General features: G+C 70.5%; 15 protein-coding genes. 7 read left to right on the forward strand and 8 right to left on the reverse strand.

Going from position 1 to position 20,396, the window contains the following annotated elements; genetic code table 11:
- Window positions 1-79 precede the first annotated feature (79 nt).
- Window positions 80-931: a DUF3097 domain-containing protein gene (locus tag AC3ZJJ_RS06195; RefSeq protein WP_489894560.1), complete on the forward strand. Its 852-nt coding sequence runs from the start codon at window positions 80-82 to the stop codon at window positions 929-931.
- A 105-nt stretch (window positions 932-1,036) separates the two neighbouring features.
- A complete protein-coding gene (locus AC3ZJJ_RS06200) occupies window positions 1,037-1,471 on the forward strand; it encodes a DUF4870 domain-containing protein (protein ID WP_489895709.1) in 435 nt (144 codons plus the stop codon).
- A gap of 82 nt (window positions 1,472-1,553) precedes the next feature.
- Here AC3ZJJ_RS06200 and hemW read toward each other — a convergent pair whose 3' ends face one another.
- Together hemW and lepA are read right to left on the reverse strand one after the other, a co-directional pair.
- Window positions 1,554-2,783, reverse strand: coding sequence for a radical SAM family heme chaperone HemW (gene hemW, locus AC3ZJJ_RS06205; protein ID WP_489894562.1), 1,230 nt, complete (start codon window positions 2,781-2,783; stop codon window positions 1,554-1,556).
- Window positions 2,784-2,787: 4 nt separating this feature from the next.
- Complete coding sequence (gene lepA, locus AC3ZJJ_RS06210; protein ID WP_489894564.1) at window positions 2,788-4,641, reverse strand: translation elongation factor 4; 1,854 nt, start codon at window positions 4,639-4,641, stop codon at window positions 2,788-2,790.
- Between the two features lie 134 nt (window positions 4,642-4,775).
- Here lepA and AC3ZJJ_RS06215 point away from each other — a divergent pair, with 134 nt between their 5' ends.
- Both AC3ZJJ_RS06215 and rpsT read left to right on the forward strand, forming a co-directional pair.
- On the forward strand, window positions 4,776-5,369 hold the full coding sequence (locus AC3ZJJ_RS06215) for a type II toxin-antitoxin system PemK/MazF family toxin (RefSeq protein ID WP_489894566.1): 594 nt from the start codon (window positions 4,776-4,778) through the stop codon (window positions 5,367-5,369).
- Window positions 5,370-5,623: 254 nt separating this feature from the next.
- The gene (gene rpsT / locus AC3ZJJ_RS06220; protein WP_489894568.1) at window positions 5,624-5,884 is read left to right on the forward strand and encodes a 30S ribosomal protein S20; all 261 of its coding nucleotides are present in this window, start codon (window positions 5,624-5,626) and stop codon (window positions 5,882-5,884) included.
- Between the two features lie 142 nt (window positions 5,885-6,026).
- Here the strand turns inward: rpsT and holA are convergent, their stop codons facing one another.
- The 5 genes from holA to leuS form a co-directional block, all read right to left on the reverse strand.
- Window positions 6,027-7,046 (reverse strand): DNA polymerase III subunit delta, encoded by a 1,020-nt coding sequence (holA, locus tag AC3ZJJ_RS06225; protein ID WP_489894570.1) that lies wholly within the window; start codon window positions 7,044-7,046, stop codon window positions 6,027-6,029.
- Between the two features lie 47 nt (window positions 7,047-7,093).
- Window positions 7,094-9,832, reverse strand: coding sequence for a ComEC/Rec2 family competence protein (locus tag AC3ZJJ_RS06230; RefSeq protein WP_489894572.1), 2,739 nt, complete (start codon window positions 9,830-9,832; stop codon window positions 7,094-7,096).
- Window positions 9,829-10,464 (reverse strand): ComEA family DNA-binding protein, encoded by a 636-nt coding sequence (locus AC3ZJJ_RS06235; RefSeq protein ID WP_489894574.1) that lies wholly within the window; start codon window positions 10,462-10,464, stop codon window positions 9,829-9,831. Before AC3ZJJ_RS06235 ends, AC3ZJJ_RS06230 begins: the two co-directional genes overlap by 4 nt.
- 311 nt (window positions 10,465-10,775) lie before the next feature.
- Window positions 10,776-11,768: a DegV family protein gene (locus AC3ZJJ_RS06240; RefSeq protein ID WP_489894576.1), complete on the reverse strand. Its 993-nt coding sequence runs from the start codon at window positions 11,766-11,768 to the stop codon at window positions 10,776-10,778.
- Between the two features lie 50 nt (window positions 11,769-11,818).
- A complete protein-coding gene (gene leuS, locus AC3ZJJ_RS06245) occupies window positions 11,819-14,317 on the reverse strand; it encodes a leucine--tRNA ligase (protein WP_489894578.1) in 2,499 nt (832 codons plus the stop codon).
- A gap of 274 nt (window positions 14,318-14,591) precedes the next feature.
- Between leuS and AC3ZJJ_RS06250 the strand changes: the two genes are divergently transcribed.
- From AC3ZJJ_RS06250 to AC3ZJJ_RS06260, 3 genes are all read left to right on the forward strand, one after another.
- Entirely contained in the window at window positions 14,592-15,458 is an 867-nt protein-coding gene (locus AC3ZJJ_RS06250; protein WP_489894580.1) for an alpha/beta fold hydrolase, read from the forward strand.
- 251 nt (window positions 15,459-15,709) lie between these two features.
- The gene (locus AC3ZJJ_RS06255) at window positions 15,710-16,561 is read left to right on the forward strand and encodes an alpha/beta hydrolase (protein ID WP_489894582.1); all 852 of its coding nucleotides are present in this window, start codon (window positions 15,710-15,712) and stop codon (window positions 16,559-16,561) included.
- Between the two features lie 195 nt (window positions 16,562-16,756).
- Entirely contained in the window at window positions 16,757-18,286 is a 1,530-nt protein-coding gene (locus tag AC3ZJJ_RS06260; RefSeq protein ID WP_489894584.1) for an SLC13 family permease, read from the forward strand.
- Window positions 18,287-18,350: 64 nt separating this feature from the next.
- On the opposite strand, the gene AC3ZJJ_RS06265 is transcribed toward AC3ZJJ_RS06260, so the two are convergent.
- The gene (locus AC3ZJJ_RS06265) at window positions 18,351-20,393 is read right to left on the reverse strand and encodes a primosomal protein N' (RefSeq protein WP_489894586.1); all 2,043 of its coding nucleotides are present in this window, start codon (window positions 20,391-20,393) and stop codon (window positions 18,351-18,353) included.
- Between the last annotated feature and the right edge of the window lie 3 nt (window positions 20,394-20,396).

Consider the following 20,396-nt stretch of genomic DNA (forward strand, 5'->3'; position numbering starts at 1 on the left):
TTAGCATGGTGGCTGCGCGCCGGGTGGCCGGAGCGCACCGTCGCCCGAGGGGGCGCACGACGAAAGGCTGTCTGGTTCCGTGAACAACTACGAATGGGGCGCGCAGGAGATCTCCGCGCCGCGCCGCCGCGAACTTCGGAAGGTCCCCGCGGCGCTGGGCCTCTTGCTTGAGGACGTCCAATCCGAGTGGGTCGGCGAGGTCGTGCGCGTGGAGAAGGCCGGCGGAATGCGCATTGTGGTCCTGGAGGACCGGCGCGGCAAGACGAAGTCCTTCCGCACCGGCTTCGGGTTCCTGCTGGAGGGCGAACCGATCGAACTCGTCGAACCCGTGTCCGGCATGGCTCCCGCCGGCCCGGTCCGAACGGCCTCTGGCTCGGTGCGCGTGGACAACCTCAAGGCGCGTACCGCGCGTGCCAGCCGCATATGGGTGGAGGGCAAACACGACGCCGAGCTCGTCGAGAAGGTCTGGGGCCACGACCTTCGGGTCGAGGGCGTGGTGGTGGAGCCGCTCCACGGCGTCGACGACCTCGCGTCCTTCGTCCGCGATTTCCGCCCCGGGCCGGGCCGCCGTCTGGGCATCCTGGTGGACCACCTGGTCCCCGGGAGCAAGGAGGCGAAGATCGCCGCGGAGGCCATGGCCGTGCCCGGCGCGCGCGGCAACGTCCTCGTCGTCGGGCACCCCTATGTGGACGTATGGCAGGCCATCCGGCCGTCCGTGCTGGGCATCCGGGCCTGGCCCGTCGTCCCGCGCGGCACAGACTGGAAAACGGGCATCCTTCGTGGGCTCGGATGGCCCCACTCGACGCCGGCAGACGTCGCGCTCGGGTGGAAGCGGCTGCTGGGCAGCGTCTCGAGCTACGCCGACTTGGAGCCGAGCCTGTTGGGCCGCGTCGAGGAGGTCATCGACTTCCTGACGGCCGACGGCGGGTAGGTCGCGGCCGCCGCACTCCGGTGCCCCCGGAAGATCGGGGGCGGATGCGCGGGCCGCGTGCGCCGCCGGCGTGCTTCTCGGATAAACTGACGGCAATTGGCATCCATGAATGGAGACGCGGGCGTGACCCACGGGTTCGACGAAAAGGCACGGAACGGTTCCGGGGACCAGAGGCACTACGAGGCCTCCTCCCCCGCTCCGCTGCCGCTGAGTCCCTCAGAGGACCGGCAATGGGCAACGATCGCCCACTTCGGAGCGATCCTGGGCTTCGTGCCGTCCGCGGTGATCTACTTCGTCTACCGGGGTCGCGGTCCGTTCACCGCGCAGGAGTCCAAAGAGGCGCTGAACTTCACCGCGCCACTGACCGTGTTGGCGATGTTGGCCAACATCCTGACCCTGATTCCCGTGGTGGGCGGCTTCTTCGCCGTCGTCGCGGTCGCCATCTGGGTCTACCTGACGGTCAGCGGCGTCGTCGCCGGCATCGAGGTCAATCGCGGCCGGCCCTACCGGTACCCGCTCAACCTGCGCTTGCTCCACTAGGCGGCGGGCCCCACACCGACCCCGGGTTTCGCCGCGGTGCCGATCGGCGCCGCGTGTCCGTGACCCTCGGGCCGCGCCCGGATCAGAAGTCCAGCAGCCGCCGCACGATCGCGTCCGCCAGGAGCCGTCCGTTGAGCGTGGGCACAATGGTTCCGTGCAGCGCGGCCGCGCCATCTACCAGTCCGTCGGCGATCAGGCCGGCGACGGCGGAGCGCCCCTCGGGCCGCAACAGGGCAATGGGCATGCCGTCGGAGATCCGCGTCAGGAGCATCGCGCGCTCGAGGTACCGTGCTTCGTCGTCCGGCGTCTCCCTCCCCGCCGCCGGGGAGACCCCCGCGTCGATTCGCTGCTGGTACGCGGACGGGTGCTTGACGTTCCACCAGCGCAGGCCGCCCACGTGCGAATGCGCGCCGGGCCCGGCGCCCCACCAGTCCGCGCCGGTCCAGTACGCGATGTTGTGCCGGCAACGCGTGGCGCCCGAGCGGCTCCAGTTGCTGACCTCGTACCATTCGAACCCCGCGGCCGACAGCATCGAGTCCGCCAGCAAGTACTTGTCGGCGTGGTCGTCGTCGTCGATGTTGGGCACTCCGCCGCGCCGGATCTGTGCGGCCAGGCGTGTGCCGTCCTCGATGATCAGCGCGTAGGCCGAAATGTGGTCCGGCGCGTAGGACAGCGCCGTTTCCAGGCTGGTCCGCCAGTCCTCCAGGCTTTCGCCGGGGGTTCCGTAGATCAGGTCCACGCTGACCGCCAGTCCGGCCTCGCGGGCCCACTGGACGGCGAGGCCCACGCGCTCGGGGCGGTGCGTCCGGTCCAGCGTCTTCAGGACGTGCGGCACCGCCGACTGCATGCCGAACGAGACGCGCGTGAAGCCCGCCGCCGCCAGCACGCGGAGTGACTCGGGCGTCACCGAGTCCGGATTGGCTTCCGTGGTGACCTCGGCGCCCGGCGCGAGCCCCCACAGGTCGTCGATGCGCCGCAGGACCGAAGCGAGGTCCTCGGCCGGTAGGAGCGTCGGCGTGCCTCCGCCGAAGAAGACGGTCTCGACCGGCCGCGGCGGTAGACCGGAGGACTCGATGACGCCCGCCCCGAACTCGAGCTCGGCGGCGACGGCCTGGGCGTAGGTGTCCTGCGTGGCGCCGGACCCCAGTTCGTGCGCCGTGTACGTGTTGAAGTCGCAGTACCCGCACCGCACGGCGCAGAACGGAATGTGGACATACACGCAGAAGGGGCGGGTCCCCGCGCCTTCGCGGGTGGAGCTCGGAAGCAGGCCATCGGCCGGGGCCGGATCGCCCAGCGGCAAGGCTGAGGGCATGGGGCTACTTCTTGCCCTTGTCCTTGGAGTCGTCGGAGGACAGCGCGGCGATGAACGCCTCTTGCGGCACCTCGACGCGGCCGACCATCTTCATCCGCTTCTTGCCTTCCTTCTGCTTTTCCAGAAGCTTGCGCTTGCGGGAGATGTCCCCGCCGTAGCACTTTGCGAGCACGTCCTTGCGGATCGCGCGGATGCTCTCGCGGGCGATGATGCGCGAGCCGATGGCCGCCTGGATCGGGACCTCGAACTGCTGCCGCGGAATGAGCTCGCGCAGCTTCGACGTCATCATCGTGCCGTAGGAGTAGGCCTTATCCTTGTGCGTGATCGCGCTGAAGGCGTCGACCTGTTCGCCCTGAAGCAGGATGTCGACCTTGACCAGGTCGGCGACCTGTTCGCCGTCCGCCTTCCAGTCCAGCGACGCATAGCCGCGGGTCTTGGACTTGAGGATGTCGAAGAAGTCGAAAACGATCTCGGCGAGGGGCAGCCAGTAGCGCAGTTCAACGCGCTCCTCCGAGAGGTAGTCCATCCCGCGCATCTGGCCGCGCCGCGACTGGCACAGCTCCATGATGGCGCCGACGAACTCGTTGGGCGCCAGGATGGTCGCCGCGACCATGGGCTCGTGGACCTCGAGGATCTTGCCCGTGGGGAACTCGCTGGGGTTCGTGACCGTGACCATGTTCCTGTCGTCGGTCATGACCTCGTAGACCACGTTGGGCGCGGTGGAGATGAGGTCCAGGTTGAACTCGCGCTCCAGACGCTCGCGCACGATCTCGAGGTGCAGCAGGCCGAGGAAGCCGACGCGGAAGCCGAAGCCCAGCGCAACGGAGGTTTCCGGCACGTACGTCAATGCGGCGTCGTTCAATTGCAGCTTGTCCAGCGCGTCGCGCAGGATCGGGTAGTCGGAGCCGTCGATCGGGTAGAGGCCGGAGAACACCATGGGCTTGGGGTCCTCGTAGCCGCCCAGCGACGTGGCGGCCGGCTTGGCGAGGTTCGTAACGGTGTCGCCGACCTTGGACAGGCGCACGTCCTTCACGCCCGTGATGAGGTAGCCCACCTCGCCCACGCCCAGGCCCGGGCTCGGGGTGGGCTCGGGGGAACTCACACCGATCTCGAGCAGTTCGTGGCTCGCGCGGGTGGACATCATCTGGATGCGCTCACGGGGGCTCAGGTGCCCGTCGACCACCCGAACGTAGGTGACGACTCCGCGGTAGGTGTCGTAGACGGAATCGAAGATCATGGCCCGCGCCGGCGCGTTGGGATCGCCCACGGGGGCGGGCAGATCGCGCACGATCTTGTCCAGAAGCACTTCGACGCCCGCGCCGGTCTTGCCGGACACCCGAAGCACGTCGTCCGGATCGCCGCCGATGAGGTTGGCCAGCTCGGCGGCGTATTTCTCCGGCTGCGCCGCCGGAAGGTCTATCTTGTTGAGCACCGGGATGATGGCGAGGTTGTTCTCCATCGCCAGGTACAGGTTGGCGAGCGTCTGCGCCTCGATGCCCTGCGCCGCGTCCACCAGCAGGACTGCGCCTTCGCAGGCGGCGAGGGACCGGGAGACCTCGTAGGTGAAGTCCACGTGGCCCGGCGTGTCGATCATGTTGAGGGCGTAGGCGGTGCCGTTCACTTCCCACGGCATGCGCACGGCCTGGCTCTTAATGGTGATGCCGCGCTCGCGCTCGATGTCCATCCGGTCCAGGTACTGGGCCTTCATGTCCCGCTGCTGTACCACTCCGGTGGACTGCAGCATCCGGTCGGCCAGGGTGGACTTGCCATGGTCGATGTGGGCGATGATGCAGAAGTTCCTGATGATCGCCGGATCGGTGGCGGCGGGCACCGGTGCGGTGCGGGCCATGGGAGACACGTGGGTGACCTCGCTCTGTACGGAAGGCAAATGAACTGGGCGCGGAAGCACCGCAAAAACCCATTCTCCCATGCTTCGACGGGCGCCCGCTCCCCCGCCGCCGCGGGCGCGGAGACGGCTGGTACCGTGTGGCCATGCAGCTCAATGGACAGACGGTCGCAAAACTCATCGGGTCGGCGCTGCGCCTGATTCGCTCCGCGGGTTCCTCCGCGGGCCGCGCGGGCGCTCCCCCGGCCGGCCGTCCCCGGCCGCGGGCCTCCGGCCGTGCGCGTGCCGGCAACGGTGGGCGACCGGGGTCCGCGTCCGCGAACACCGGACCGGGCTGGGAGGCCGGCGGCTATCCGGGCGACTTCGCCGGGGCGCTGCGTCCCGCCTATAGCCCCCGGCCGGACGGCGAACCCGATCCGGGAGAGGTCGTCTGGGCGTGGGTGCCCTACGAGGAGGACCACACGCGGGGCAAGGACCGCCCGGTCCTGCTGGTGGGGCGCGACTCCGGATACCTCCTGGGCCTGATGCTCACGTCGAAGGACCGCAACAATGCCAGCGACGCCAACGCGGACTACGTGGATGTGGGCACAGGAGCATGGGACTCGCAGGGCCGCCCGAGCGAAGTGAAACTGGACCGGGTGGTTCGGCTCGATCCACGCGGCATCCGGCGCGAGGGCGCCGTGCTCGACAGGACCAGGTTCGACGCCGTCGCCCGCCGGCTCGCGGGCAGGCGGGCGTAGGGCGTAGGGCGGACCACGGTGGGGGCCAGCCCCTCTTCGGGCGGCGCCAAGGGTGTCCGTCCGCGCGGGGCGACGCGCCGGGGAACCCCGGAATCGCGGGGCCGGGGCATTCCTGCTAACATTGACTGCTGTGTGTCCGCGCAGGTCGACGGGCACTTCTCCCGAGTCGCCATAGGTATCCCCACGCCGCTCAGTCGATGGCTCTGGAGTGAACCCTCACTGACCCATCCGCGAAAAGCAAGAGAGTTTATCCAGTGGCAAATATCAAGTCCCAGAAGAAGCGCATCCTCACCAACGAGAAGGCGCGCCTGCGTAATGCGGCCATCAAGTCCGAGCTGAAGACGGCCATCCGCTCCGTCAACGTGGCCGTGGCCGCCGCCGACAAGGATGCCGCCGGCACCGCGCTGGCCACCGCCAGCCGCAAGCTGGACAAGGCCGTCAGCAAGGGTGTCGTTCACAAGAACAACGCCGCTAACCGCAAGTCCGCGATCTCGAAGAAGGTTTCTGCCCTCTAGGCAGGACGCTTTAGCGCAAGATGGCCGCCCCGGATTCCGGGGCGGCCATCCTTTTTTGTGCGGTCAAGGCTTGCGCGAAGCGTGGCCCCGATGCCGGCGCCCGCGATGCGCTGCGGCCGGCGCCGGTTCCCGGCGGGCGGGATCAGCGGCGTGCGGCCAAGGCGATTCCCGTCACGGCGCGCTCGACCGCGTACTCGGGGTCCCTCGACGCGCCCTTGACCTGTGCGTCGGCCTCCGCGACAAGGCGCAGGCACTTGACCAGTTCGTCGGGGGTCCAGTACTGCGCCTGTTCCTGAGCCTGTTGGACCTGCCAAGGGGCCATGCCCAGTTCTTTCGCCAACTGCCCGGACGACTTTCGTTGGCCCGCGACCTTGGCGACCTGCCGCAGCTTCATGGCCAAGGCGGCGACGATCGGCACGGGGTCGGTCCCCGTGGCCAGGGCGTGCCGCAGCGTGCTCAAGGCGACGGCCCCCCGTCCGGTGAGGGCGGCATCGGCGACCTTGAACCCTGTGGCCTCCACACGGCCGCCGAAGTAGCTGTCAACCGTTTCCTTGCCAACGTCGCCCTGGGTGTCCTGCACCAGTTGGGTGCACGCGGCGGCAAGCTCCGCGAGGTCGGACCCGACGGCGGCGACGAGCGCTCGGGCCGCGTCGGGCTGAATGCGGCGCTTGGCCTGGCGGAACTCCTGGGCCACGAAATCCAGCTTCTCGGCGTCCTTCTTCAGGGGCTGGCAATCGACAACGACCGCGCCGGCGGACCGGAGGGCATCGAGTAGTTTTTTGCCGCGGTTGCCGCCGGAGTGGTGCATGGCCACCACCACGTCGGACGCCGGGGAGGCACAGTAGGCGAGGGCATCCTCCAGGAAATCTTCGTTCATGGTGGCCAGCGAACGGACCTCGATGACTTTCGCCTCACCGAACAGAGAGGGGCTGGCGGCCATCAGCAACTCGCCGCGCTGGTAGGCGACCGCGTCGAACTCGGTGGTCTCGGCTCCGCCCGCGCGTTCGCGGACCAGGGTCCTGATGCGCTCGAAGGCTCGTCCGGCGACGTAGGCCTCCGGCCCAAGGAGCAGGACCAGCGGCGCGGGTTCGACGGTTCGCCAGGCGTCGCCCGGTCCCGCCTTGGCCGTGCCCCTGCCGGGCGCCGACTTGCCTGCAGCCATTCCGAGTCCGCCTTCCGCCGCGAGTGTGCCCCTGAATCCTATCTCCTCTAGGGAAACCCGCTCCGGCTCCCGCCGATCGCCGTTCCCACGACCTCGGCGGTGCCACGGTCGGTGAAGCGAAGCAGGAGGGTTCCGGAGAGGTCCGTTCGGAACGTCGCCATCCCGGCCCCTTCCAGCGCAGCGAGGGTCTCGGGCGCCGGGTGGCCGTAGCTGTTGTCCGCGCCAACGCTGATCAGTGCGATCTTCGCCCCGACCTGTTCGACCACGTCCGTTCCGCCGTTCCTGGCGCCGTGGTGGCTGACCTTGAGCACGTCCGCCCGCAATTCCGGATGCTCCCCCAGTACCTGGCGCATGGCCTCGGTCTCGATGTCGCCGGTGGCCAAGAGCGTGGGGCGCTGCCGCCGGGCACCCGTGGCGGCCGGGTGCTCCGCAAGGGTGAAGAGGACGACGAGGGACGCGTCGTTCTCGCTCGGCGACGCCTCGCCGGGCCCGGGAGAGATCACGACCCAGTCCACGGGCCCCTCACGGCCCGAATTTCCGGCGTGTGCCCGCAGCACCCTGTGCGTTGGCGGCACGCCGGGTGGGCTTTCGGCCGGGTCGGCGCTGGAGAAGTATGTCCGGTCGACGCGTCGGCCGTTGAAGACGCCGGCGACGCCCCCGTCGTGGTCGGCGTGGAGGTGGGTCACGAAGAGCGCATCCACGGCGTCGATGCCCAGCCCCTTGAGGCAGTCGTCGACGGCGGCGGGATCGGGCCCCGTGTCGACGACGACCGCGCTGCGGTCCCCGGTCCGTAGGGCCAGGGCATCGCCTTGGCCCACGTCGCACAGCGCCACGTCCCACGGCCCCGGCCCCGTGGGGTCGAGAGCCGTGGCCGGTACGGTGATGCCAGCCAGCAGGGCCAATGCCACGGTCCCGGTCGCGGCCGCACCGGTGCGCGCGTGCGGGTGCGGCAATCCGGCGCGTTCCGGGGCAGCCGCCGCGGCGGCTCCGTCGTCCGGTCCGCGCACGGCGCGGCGGCCGGCGGTCGCCAGCCACGAGGAGACAACCGCCAGCGCGGCCAGAAGGGCGGCCGCGGCCTGCCCCGCTCCCCCCTCGGGCCAAGGGACAGTGGCGCCGGGGAGGGCGGCAACGTTCCGCCCAATGGTTCCAACCAGTGCGGCCGGGAGGCCGGAGCCCCAGACGAATGGCAGCACGAGGGGCGTCGGCAGCGCCGACAGCAGCAGGCCGCACGTTCCGACCACGGTCACGACCGGCACGAGCGGGGCCACCAAGATGTTGGCCGCCACCGAGTACACCGGCAGATCCGCGCTCAGGCCGACAAGTACCGGCATGCAAAAGACTTGGGCCGAAACGCACACTGACGTGCCGTCGGCCAGCCAGCCGGGCATGGCGCGCCGCAGGACAAGCGCCAGCGGGCGCCCCAGGACAACGATCCCGGCGGTGGCCAGGACCGACAATTGGAACGCCGGTTCCCCGGCGTACCAGGGGTTCCACACGAGCAACGCCACCACGCACGCGCACAGGGCGGCGAAGGCCTGCCGGCCCCTCCCCGCGTAGACGGCAGCGGCCGCCACCGCCCCCATGACCGCGGCGCGCACAACGCTAGGTTCGGGGCGGACCAGCACCACGAACCCCACGAGGCAGACCATGGACGCCAGAAAGGCAACGCCGCGGCCCAGCCCGGTTGCGCGGGCCAACCACAGGACCGCCCCGAGGATCATCGCGCAGTTCGCGCCGCTGACGGCGGTGAGATGTACCAGACCCGATGACTTCATGGCGTCGGAGAGATCATCCTCCTGGCCGCTGCGGTCGCCCATCACCATCCCGGGCAGCAGGGCGGGACCGTCAGCGGGCAAGACGGCCGCGATGTCCAAGAACCGGGCTCGGAGCGAGCGGGCCGGGTCGCTGGCCGCCGGTTCCTCGACGACCCGGGCGGTCGAGGTCGAACGGATCCACAGCGCCCCGCGATCCTCGGCCGGCGCGGCGGAGGCGCGCCCCAGACCCTCCACCAGATTGCCACGGACAGGCTGCGCGCCGGCCGTGTGGGCACCCGACAGCACCAGGACCACCTCCGCCGAGGCCGACCGCCAATGGCCCGCGGCGGCGTACCTCTCCAGACGCGCCGCCGCCATCAGCGATGCGTGCGGCGCCGCAAGCTTCCGGTCGCCGCCAGTCGCGTCGGTGGGCGCTCCCATGGGGACTCCCCTACTGGAGGACGTGTCGCCCGGTTCGGAACGGGCCGGCTCGCCCCCACGGTTCTCCGAAGAAAAGCGCGACGGCGACTCGACTTCCCTGGGATCCTCCAGCAGCCGGGCGCTGAAACGGATCGTGTCGCCCCCGGCGAGGTGGGCCGCCAGCGTGGGATCGGCGGACGCCAGGCCATGCCCCGCGACGGACGCCGCGGCCAGGGTTGTCCCGGCGAGGAACAGGGCCAAGGGCGTCCACAGGTGGCGGCCCCACGCGACGAGTCCCTTGTCGCGCAGGAGAACCCACAGGAGCGCGACGAGCACCGCGCTCCCCGCGCACGCGACGAACACCGCCGTCGGCAGGCCATGGCGGACCAAGACCCACGCTCCGGCCCACGCGCCCCCGGCCCACCACAGTGCCCGGGCATCGAGGGCGGGCGGCCGCTGGCCTTCGGACCCGGCGGAATCGGCCGGCGCCAGCCAGCGGTCCCGTGCGAAGGCCGCGCAGCTCGCCAGCGCCCGTGCCGGACGCCTCCGGCCCGCGCCCTCCGCCGTCTCCGGTGGATGGCTTTCTCGGCGCGCGGCGGATGGCCGTGTCACCCGAACCCCACGAGTCCGTCGAGCCTTGCCATCATCGCCGGCCCGACGCCGGGCACCGCATCCAGTTCGGCCAGCGATGAGATGGGTCCGTTGCGCTCCCGGAAGTCGATGATCTTGGCGGACATCGCCGGGCCGACTCCGGGGAGTTCCTCGAGTTCTGCGGCGGATGCCGTGTTCACATTCACCGGCCCCGCCGCGCCGGCCCCCGGGCCGCTGCCGCTCTGCAGACCCGCTCCGCCGGCAGGTGGCTCCGCGCTACCCACCGGTGGGCGGGGTCCCCGCGACGGGATCAACAGCTGTTGGCCGTCGATAAGGGGCGACGCCAGGTTGATGGCGGACTGGTCGGCGCGGTGCGTCAGCCCGCCGGCCTTTCGGACGGCCGTGTTGGCGCGGGTGCCGGCGGGGAACGTGTACACGCCGGGCTTCTTGACGGCGCCCGCGACATGCACCACCACCTCGGCGGCGGCGCCGGGCGCGGTGTCGCCCGCGGGATCCTGGGCGCCGCCCGCCACGTCGCTGCCTGGGGCCCCCTCCAACGGCTGCGCGTTGCCGGCCGTGCCCTCTTCTACGGCCGTTCCCGGCCGTCCGGCCGTTTCCGTTGCGGCGCTGGGAACCAGCTCGACCTCTCCCAACGGCTGACCCGCACCACTAGCCGGGTGGAAGAGCAGGCTAACGCAGATCCAGGCCAGGGCGCCGAGGAGCAGGCAAAGGGTCGCGCCGCGGCCGACGCGCAGTCGAAGGCGACGGGCCGGGACAACCGGACCCGCCGTGTCGCCGCGAAGCTCCCACCGGTGACGGACCATGCCCCCACGCTATGGTCCCGGTTGTGCCGGCCGTCGCACGGTGTCGGCGCTGTGGAAACGCCGCCCGGATCCCCGGATGTGGAGGGCATGACGGGCTCGCGCGTGCGGGCGCGCCGCGCGGCCTCCGCGCCCGCTTCCGGCTATGCGGCGGGCGCCGGACCCTCGGCCGCGGGACCGGCCGCCACAACGACGGCGAGCACGCCGGCCCCGGTGTGCGCGGCGAGCACGGCGGGCAGGGGCTGGCAAAGGACGGGCTCGGCGGAAGAGCCGGCGAGTTCGTTGGCGAGTTCCATGGCCTGCTCGTCGTCGCCGAAATAGTGGACGGCGAGCCGGGCGCCTCCCGGGAGTTCGCCGGCCTGCTCGCGCGCGAGCGCGACCAGCCGCACCAGCGCCCGGGGAAGGGTCCTGACCTTCTCCTTGACCACAATCTGGCCGTCGGCGACGCCGAGGAGCGGCTTGACGGAGAGAAGCGTGCCCAGCACGCTCGCGGCGGCGCCGATGCGGCCGCCCCTGCGCAACTGGTCCAGGCTGGGGACGGCGAAGCCGATCGAGTTCTCCCGCGCGAGTTCGGCGATGGCGGCGACCGTGGGTGCGTCGGCACCCGCCGCGGCGGCCCGCGCCGCGTCCATCACGGCGAAGCCCAAAGCGAGCCCGACGGTGGCCGAATCCACGACGGTCACGGGCACGGGGCTCTCCCCCGCGGCCCACCGCGCGGCCTCGACGGTACCCGACAGCTTCGAGGACAGGTGGACTGAGACGACGTGGTCGAATCCGTCGTCCGCCAGGGAACGGTAGGTCCGGAGGAACTGGCCGGGCGCGGGGCGCGAGGTCCGGACGGCCTTGCCCATCGCCAGGGCCAGGGCCAGCTCGGTTTCGACGTCGTCGGTTCCTTCGGTGTACATCTGGCCGTCGATCATCACAGGCATGGACACCACGGTCAGCACCTGGGAGTGACCGGCGGCCCACGTCGCTGGGACGGCCGCCGCCGAGTCCGTCACGACGGCGACACGTGGTCCCGGCGCCCTGGCGGTGCCTCCGGATCCGGCCTCGCGCCCGCGGGCGCGGAGTCGCTCCAGCCAGCCGGGTTGCCGATCGGGCCTCCCCGGCTGAGCGCCGGCCTCGCTCTGCTCCATCTTTCGGATCCGTCCTGTCGTTCGGCCCGCAGCGCGGGCCAGTGTCGAGGCTACGCGGGAACGATGTTAACGAGCTTCGGCGCGCGCACGATCACCGTGCGCAGGCCGCGGCCGTCAAGCACGCGCTTCACGGCGTCGGAGGCCAGGGCCAATTCGCGGAGCGCCTCCTCGGTGATGTCCGCGGGGACCTCGAGCCGGTCGCGGACCTTGCCCTGGACCTGAACGACGGCGGTCACGGTGTCCTGCACCAGCAGCGACTCGTCCACGACGGGCCAGCCGGCATTGGCGACGGAGGGCTGGTGTCCGAGCTGCGCCCACATGTCCTCGGCCGTGTATGGCGCGAAGAGGCTCAGGATCACGGCCACCGCCTCCGCGGCCTCGCGCACGGCGGGGTCCGCGGCCCCCGCCCCCGCGTCGATGGCCTTACGGGTGGCGTTGACCAGCTCCATGGTCTTGGCGACGACGACGTTGAACTTGCCGGCGTCGAGGAGTTCGCGCGCGTCGGCGACCGTTCGGTGCGTGGCGCCGCGCAGGGCCTTGTCACCCGCGGCTGGATCCACACCCGGTCCGCTGGCGACGTCGCCGGCCAGCCGCCAGGCGCGGGCCAAGAACTTCGCGGAGCCCGACGGCGAGACGTCGGCCCAGTCGACGTCGTCCTCGGGAGGCGACGCGAAGATCATGGTGAGCCGGACCGCGTCCACGCCGAACTTGTCGAGCTGCTCGCCCAAGTCCACGCCGTTGCCCAGCGATTTGGACATGGCCTTGCCGCCGTTGAGCACCTGGCCCTGGTTGAGGAGGGCGCTGAACGGCTCGTCGGCGTCGATGAGTCCCAGGTCGTGCACGACCTTGGTGAAGAACCGCGAGTAGAGGAGGTGCAGGATGGCGTGCTCGACGCCCCCCACGTATTGGCCGACCGGCATCCAGTTGCGGATGGCCTCCGGATCGAACGGCCCCTCCGTGTAGTGGGGGGACACAAAGCGCATGAAGTACCAGGACGAGTCCACGAACGTGTCCATCGTGTCTGTGTCCCGCTTGGCGGCTCCCCCGCATGTGGGGCAGTCGACGTTGACCCATTCCTCGGCGGAGGCCAACGGGGAGGTGCCCTTCGGGGACAGCTGCTCTCCGCGCAGGTTGTCCGGCAGGCGGACGGGAAGCTGGTCGTCCGGAACCGGGACCTCGCCGCAATCGGCGCAGTGGATGATTGGGATCGGGGTGCCCCAGAAGCGCTGGCGGCTGAGCAGCCAGTCGCGCAGGCGGAAGTTCACGGTGTGCTCGCCGGTGCCGGCCGCCTCGACAATCTCGATGGCGCGGGCGATGCCGTCTGCCTTGCTCAGTCCGTCGAGCTCGCCCGAGTTCATCAGGGTGCCCTCGCCGGTGGTCGCGTTGCCGGTGACGGCCGGGTCGTCCTCGCCCGTGTCCAGGACCGCGCGCACGGGCAGGCCGAACGCCTTGGCGAAGTCCAGGTCCCGCTGGTCGTGGGCCGGGACGGCCATGATGGCGCCCGTGCCGTAGTCGGCCAGGACATAGTCGGCGGCCCAGACCGGCAGCTTCTCTCCGTTGAGCGGGTTGACGGCGTAGCGCCCGGTGAACACGCCCGTCTTCTCGCGCTCGGTGGACTGGCGCTCGATCTCGCTCAACGCCTTGACCTGCTCCTGGTAGGCCTTCAAGGCCGCCCGGTGCTCGTCCGTGACGAGCTCGCCGGCCAGCTCCGCGTCGGCCGCGACGACGAAGAAGGTGGCACCGTGCAGGGTGTCCGGGCGGGTGGTGAAGACGGTGGTCTTGGCCTCGGCCCTGCCGCCGGCGGCCTCGATCACGAAGTCGACGTGGGCCCCCTCGGAGCGGCCGATCCAGTTCCGCTGCATGGCCAGGACGCGTTCGGGCCAGTGGCCCTTCAGCTGCTCCATGTCGTCGAGCAGCCGGTCCGCGTAGTCGGTGATCTTGAAGTACCACTGGTTCAGCGACTTCTTCGTCACCGGCGTGCCGCAACGTTCGCAGGCGCCGTTGACGACCTGCTCGTTGGCCAAAACCGTCTGGTCCTTGGGGCACCAGTTCACCGGGTGGTCCTTGCGGTAGGCCAGGCCCTTCTCGTAGAACCTGACGAACAGCCACTGGGTCCACCGGTAGTACTCGGCGTCGGAGGTGTGGAGGCGCCTGGACCAGTCGGCGCTGATCGCGTAGCGCTTGAACGACGCGGCCTGCGTCTCGATGTTCGCGTAGGTCCACTCGCTGGGGTGCGCATTGCGCTTGATCGCGGCGTTCTCGGCGGGCAGGCCGAACGAGTCCCATCCGATCGGGTGCATCACGTCGTATCCAAGCTGCCGCCAGTACCGCGCGACGACGTCGCCCATGGCGAAGGCCTCCGCGTGCCCCATGTGCAAATCGCCGGACGGGTAGGGGAACATGTCCAGCACGTATCGGCGCTCGGCCGAACCGTCGTCCTTGGGGGTGAACACGCCAAGCTCGTCCCACACCGGGGCCCACTTCGACTCCAGGTCCTGGAATCGGTAGCTCGACCCGGTGGCCTCGGTTTCGCTGTGCTGCGTGCTCACGTTTAGATTCGCCTTCTTGTTGGTTCAGCAGAAATGATGGTCGTGGGATTGGCGCCGGACCCGATTGGACCCCGAACACACAAAAGCCCCTTGCATCGAAGGGGCGGCCGCGGAGAGACTCCCCGCGGCTAGATTAGCGACAGTTCCTTGACCATTGGCCCATTTTACCGCACGACGGCGTCCGTCCGGCCGGGGCGGTCCCGGTGCGGCGCACGTGGGCACGCCCCACCCGATGCCGGGCCGCGCACGTCCGCCGCGCCGGTAGGCTGGAACCATGCCCGCCACCCGCCACTCCCTGGTCAGCACACACCAAATACTCGGGTCGGACGTGCGCTGCTGGACCTACCCCTCCGCCGGCCACAGCGCCGGAACCATCCTCGCGGTCCACGGCTTCCGCGGGGACCACCACGGCCTGCAACTCGTCGTCGACGAACTCGCGGAGTACACCGTCGTCGTTCCCGACCTGCCGGGGTTCGGGGACTCGACGCCGATGCGGGGAGTCCCCCACGACGCGGCCGGCTATGCCCGGGTGGTCGGCGAACTCGCCGCCCAACTGGATCTGGGTCCGGAGACCATCCTGCTCGGGCACTCGTTCGGGACCATCGTGGCCGCGTACCGTCTGGCGGCGCATCCGCAGGAGTTCGGTCGCCTTGTGCTCATCAACCCGATTTGCGAGCCGGCCCTGGAGGGTTCGAACGCCCTGATGTCGCGGGCCGCGGGCGCCTTCTACTTGGTGGGCTCGGTCCTGCCCGCGCGCGTGGGGGAACCGCTGCTGCGCTGGCGCCTGATCTCCGACGTGATGAGCCTGGCCATGACGAAGTCCGGGGACTCCGCCGTGCGGGCCTACGTGAAGGAGCAGCACCGGAGCTATTTCAGCCGGTTCAACGGGAGGGACACGTTACGCGAGTCCTTCCAGTCCTCCATCAGCGGCACTGTCCTGCAGGCGGCGCCCGCGATTTCGGCGCCCACCCTCCTGGTCGCCGGGGCGCTGGACGAGCTGGGTTCAGTGGCGGGGCAGGAGGCGCTCGCCGCCGAGTTCCGCTCCGCCGAACTGCGCGTCATCGACGACGTCGGCCATCTGATCCACTACGAGCGGCCCGCCGCGGCCGCGGGACACATCCGACGCTTCCTGGCCCGCTGACGGCACAGCGTCCGGGCCCGCTGACGGCACAGCGGATCCGGGTCGGGACGCGGCGCCCGGACCGGCGCTGAGCATCCCGGGGCAGCCAACCGTTGCCCATCGGGAGCACGTCGGGGATAGTGGCTGCTGTGCTCGGCGCGCCCCCACGCGGCGGCCGTATGCGCGGAAGGCAGCCCCGCAACCGTGCCTGAGCCCCACGGCACCCTCGACGGACGGGCGCGACCTGCGCCAATCGAGAACGGACTTTCCTCATGGCCGACCTGTCCACACGCGAACTCGCGGAAATCGATCTTGCCAACTGCTCCACCAACCAACCCGTGGTGTTCGTCCACGGCCTCTGGCTGTTGGCCAGCAGTTGGGACCCCTGGCGCGAGTTTTTCGAGCACCACGGATACGCCACGCTGGCACCCGGCTGGCCGGACGACCCCGCCACCGTCGAGGAGGCCAGGCGGAACCCGGAGGTCTTCGCCCGCAAGACGGTGCAGCAGGTCACCGACCGGTACCTGGCGGCCATCAGCCGACTCAAGAAAAAGCCACTCGTCGTCGGGCACTCCTTTGGCGGACTCATAGCCCAAAAGATCGCGGGCACCGGCGTAGCCGCGGCGACGGTCGCGATCGTTCCCGCGCCATTCCGCGGCGTCCTGCCACTTCCGCGTTCCGCGCTGAGATCCGCCTTTCCGGTCCTCGGCAACCCTCGAAACAGGAAGCGCGCCGTTGCCCTGACCTTTGAACAGTTCAACTACGGCTGGACCAGCCAACTTCCTCCCGAGGAAGCCCGCCGCCTCTACGACACCTTCCACGTCGCGACGTCCGGCATCCCGCTCTTCGAGGCGGCGACGGCGAACCTGAACCCCCGCACGGGCGCCAAGGCGGACACGCGGAATCCGTCGCGCGGCCCGCTATTGATCGTCGCGGGCGAAAAGGACAATACCGTCCCGTGGGCGATTTCGAACGCCTCCTACAAGCGGCAGCGGAAAAACGCGGGCCCGACGGAGATCACCGAAATGAAGGGGCGTGGCCACTCGCTGATCCTCGACCACGGTTGGCGGGAGGTCGCGGAGACGAGCCTGGGATTCTTCCGTCGGCACGACGCCCGGGGTTAGCGTTCACGCCGCCTGCGCCATTGAGACGCCAGGAGTCCCAATACCCACCAAATAGGTATTTCCCTTGGGAGATGCGGCTCACATACCGTTGCCTCCGAGCGGCGGGCCATCCACGATGGCCGCGCCCCCACGCAACTGCCGGCCCTCGGCGTCCCTAGGGAACCGCCCGGCCGCAGCCGACACCAAGGAGTATCAATGGCCGCCATCGACAGTGCCGTCGAGACGTCTTTGCCCGCGCCCTCCGGCGCGGGCAAAGCGCCACAAACCACCCGGATCCGGTGGTCCTTCGTGGCCACCGGACTCCTGCTGGGCGTCGCCGCATTCCTCTTCTTCCCGGACTCGCTCTCGATCGAGGGCCGCGGCGTGGTGGGAATCGGCGTCGTCATGGCATTTTGGTGGATGACGGAGGCGGTCCCGATCGAGGTCACCTCCCTGCTTCCCCTCATCCTCTTCCCCATCACCGGAATCGCGGACATCGGCGAGGCGGCCGCTCCCTACGCCAACTCCGTCATCTATCTGGTGCTCGGCGGAATCGTTCTGGGACTGGCCACCCAGCGCTGGAACCTCCACCGCCGGGTCGCCCTCCTCATCATCCTCGCCGTGGGCACCAAGCCAAGCCAGATCGTCTTCGGCCTGATGCTGGCCAGCGCCTTCATCACGATGTGGGTCAGCAACACGGCCACCGCCGTGATCATGGTGCCCATCGGCGGCGCCATCCTGGCCCTCATCAACTCGCTGGAGAACTCCAAGGTCACGCCGAAACTGGCCGCTTCGATGCTGCTGGGGATCGCGTACTCGGTCACCATCGGATCGATGGCCACGCTGATCGGCCAGCCCCCGATGGCGCTGATGAAGGCCTACCTCGGCGACAACTACGACGTCCACATCGGTTTTGGGCAGTGGATGCTGGTCGGTGTGCCGTTCTCGGCGTTTATGCTGGCGATGAGCTGGGTTGTGCTGACCAAGTGGGTCTTCAGGTCCGAGGTCGACGAGATCCCCGGTGGCCGCGAGATCATGCGCGGGGAACTGGACAGGCTCGGCTCCCTGACCACCCAGGAGAAGCGCGTCATCGCGGTGTTCTTCGGTGCCGCGTTCTGCTGGATCTTCCTGCCGTTCATCGCCGAGATCCCCGCGGTCGCCTCCACCCTCCCGGTCCTGGCCAACTTCAACGACACGTCCATCGCCATGCTGGCCGCGCTGCTGGTGTTCATCATCCCCGCCGACAAGAAGGCGGGCGCTCCCCTCCTCGAGTGGTCCGCGACCAAGGAGATTCCGTGGGGGCTGCTAATCCTCTTCGGCGGCGGGTTGTCCCTCTCCGAGCAGTTCACGTCCACGGGCCTCAGCGAGTGGATCGGCAACAGCGTCGGCGGCCTCGCCGGCGTCCCGACGATCGTCCTGATGGTCATCGCCATCATCTTGCTGGTCGCGCTCACCGAACTCACGAGCAACACGGCGACGGCGGCCGCCTTCCTACCCATCATGACCGCGGTTGGCGTGGGGCTTGGGATCGACCCGCTGGTGATGGGCATCGCCGTCACGCTCGCCGTCTCCGGTTCCTACATGCTGCCCGTCGGCACCCCCTCGAACGCCGTGGCGTTCGCGGTTGGCGACGTGTCCATGAAGAACATGATGCGTGGGGGCCTGTGGCTCAACATCATCAGCATCGTCACGATCCCCGTGGTGCTCACCACCCTGGTGCCTCTGGTCTTCGGGGTCGGACTCTAGCCGGACGAGGTCGCGGATACGACGGACGGCGGCGCCCGGAAAGGCGCCGCCGGCGCGCGTCCCGCTAGAGCAGGCCCTCGGGATCCACCCGGACGTTGACCACGGGATCGCGCTGCGCCGAGGCGACCGCCTTGCGCCGGCGCAACTCCGCCGCCACGGCCGCACCGTCCGCGTAGGGATAGAACGCGAGCCACCGGTGTTCGCCCTCGTCCTCGATCACCGGTCCGGTCAGACGCACCGTCGGCGGCAGCTCCAGGCCCCCGACGAAGCGGTCCGCGGCGGTCGCCGGACCGGACACGACGGCGGTGCGCACGGCAGGCGGCAGGCCCAGCTCGCGTCGCTGGGAAAGCTCCCGCTCGGCGAAGGCGGCAGGATCCCAACGCACCAACGCGCGCAGCGGATCGGAGGCACCGGCCGCCACGACCACGATCCCGCCGCGGGACGCCGGGCGGGCGAGGGCAGCGGCGGACAGCCAGCGGTGGAGCACGTCCTCCCCCGTCCGCAAGCCGTCGCGCGCCAGCATGCGGTCCCCGTCGAGAAGCAACACTGCGGCATACCCTCCCTCGGCGACCGGTTCGGCGCCCGGCGTGGCCACAACCACCGCCGGCGACGACCCGATGCGCTCGCGGGGTTTGGCGCCGGTGGCGCCGATGACCGGCGACTGCGGGAAGGCGCGTCCCAGCTCCTCCGCAGTGCGGTCCGCGCCGATGGTGCTGGCGCGCAGGCGCGTCCCGGAGCATTCTGGGCACACCCAGGCGGGGGCCTGCGCCCCGCACCAGCGGCAGGACGGGACGGAGTGCGCGTCGCGGAATCCCAACGGTCCCGCGCAGGCGGCGCAGTGGGCACTCTCGCGGCACCGCTCGCAGCGCAGCGCCGGAACAAAACCGGTGCGGGCGACCTGCACCAGAACCGGCCCGTTCGCCAGTGCGTCCGAGGCCGTTTTCCAGGCGATGTGGGGCAGACGCGCGGCGTGCAGAAGAGGGTCCCGCTCGGTCTGGTGGGAGTCGGAGGAGGCGACCACGCGGGGCGCCGCGGCGCGCAGGGCGGTCCGCGGGGCTGTCAGCTCGGAGGCCCAGCCGGTCAGCACCAGGCGTTGGGCCTCGGCGCTGCGGCCGTGCCCGGCGACCAGCAGCGCGCATCCCTCCTGCTCGGCGCGCAGCAGGAGCGTGTCCCGGGCGTGGTGGTAGGGCGCCCGCGGCTCGGCATGGCTCGAGTCGTGGTCCTCCCACAGGACCAGCAGGCCCGGGTTGGACACCGGGGCGAACGCGGCGGAGCGGGTTCCGGCGGCGACGGCGACGTCGCCCCGGCTGACACTTAGGAAGCTGCGGTAGCGCGGCGTCGCGCCGTCGTCCGCGGACAGCCGGGCGAAAGCCCCGCCGCCCAGGGCGGCGTCCAGCGCGTCGGCGAGCCGGTTCAGGTCGCGGGCGTCGGGAACCACGACGACGGCGCCACGCCCGGAGCGCACGCACGCGGCGACCGCGGTGGCGAGCAGGGCGGGCCAGCCGCCGGGCTGGTTCGGCATCGCGCTGAGGACGGCGCGCGGGGAACCGCCCGCGGCAAGGGACCCGATAAAGTCCGCCCCGCCGTCGTAGGCCGTGAAGGAACCCGGGTCGGCCGGCGTGTCGGCCGCCGAGTCCGGGGCGTCCCCGGCGCCGTGCGCGTCGTCTCCGCCGGCCGACCGGCGGGGCTCCTGCTCAACCCTGGCCATGCGCGGCGGTACGGCGCTGCGAACCACGTCGGACACGGTGCCCGCGTAGCGCGCGGCCACGGCCCCGCACAGCTTCAGGATCTCCGGCGAGAGGACCACCTCCGGGGAGACCACCTTGCCGAGCGGCTGGAGCCGAACCCCCGGTTCCGCCTCCGCGCGCCGCTCGACGATGAACCCGGGAAGGTCCTGCCCGCCGAAACGCGCCCGGACGCGGACGCCGGCGCGGGCGTCGCCGGACATGGACGCGGGCACCAGGTAGTCGTAGAAACGGTCCAGATGCGGGACCTGCGTCTCCAGGAGCACGCGCGCAATCGGCAGGACGGTGGCGGCCTCGGGGGTTCCCGGCAGCGGCTTGCCGACGTCGAACCCCTGCAGCAGGGAGGGCTGGCGTGCCTCCACGGA

This window comes from Arthrobacter sp. AOP29-A2-19 (assembly GCF_058138025.1).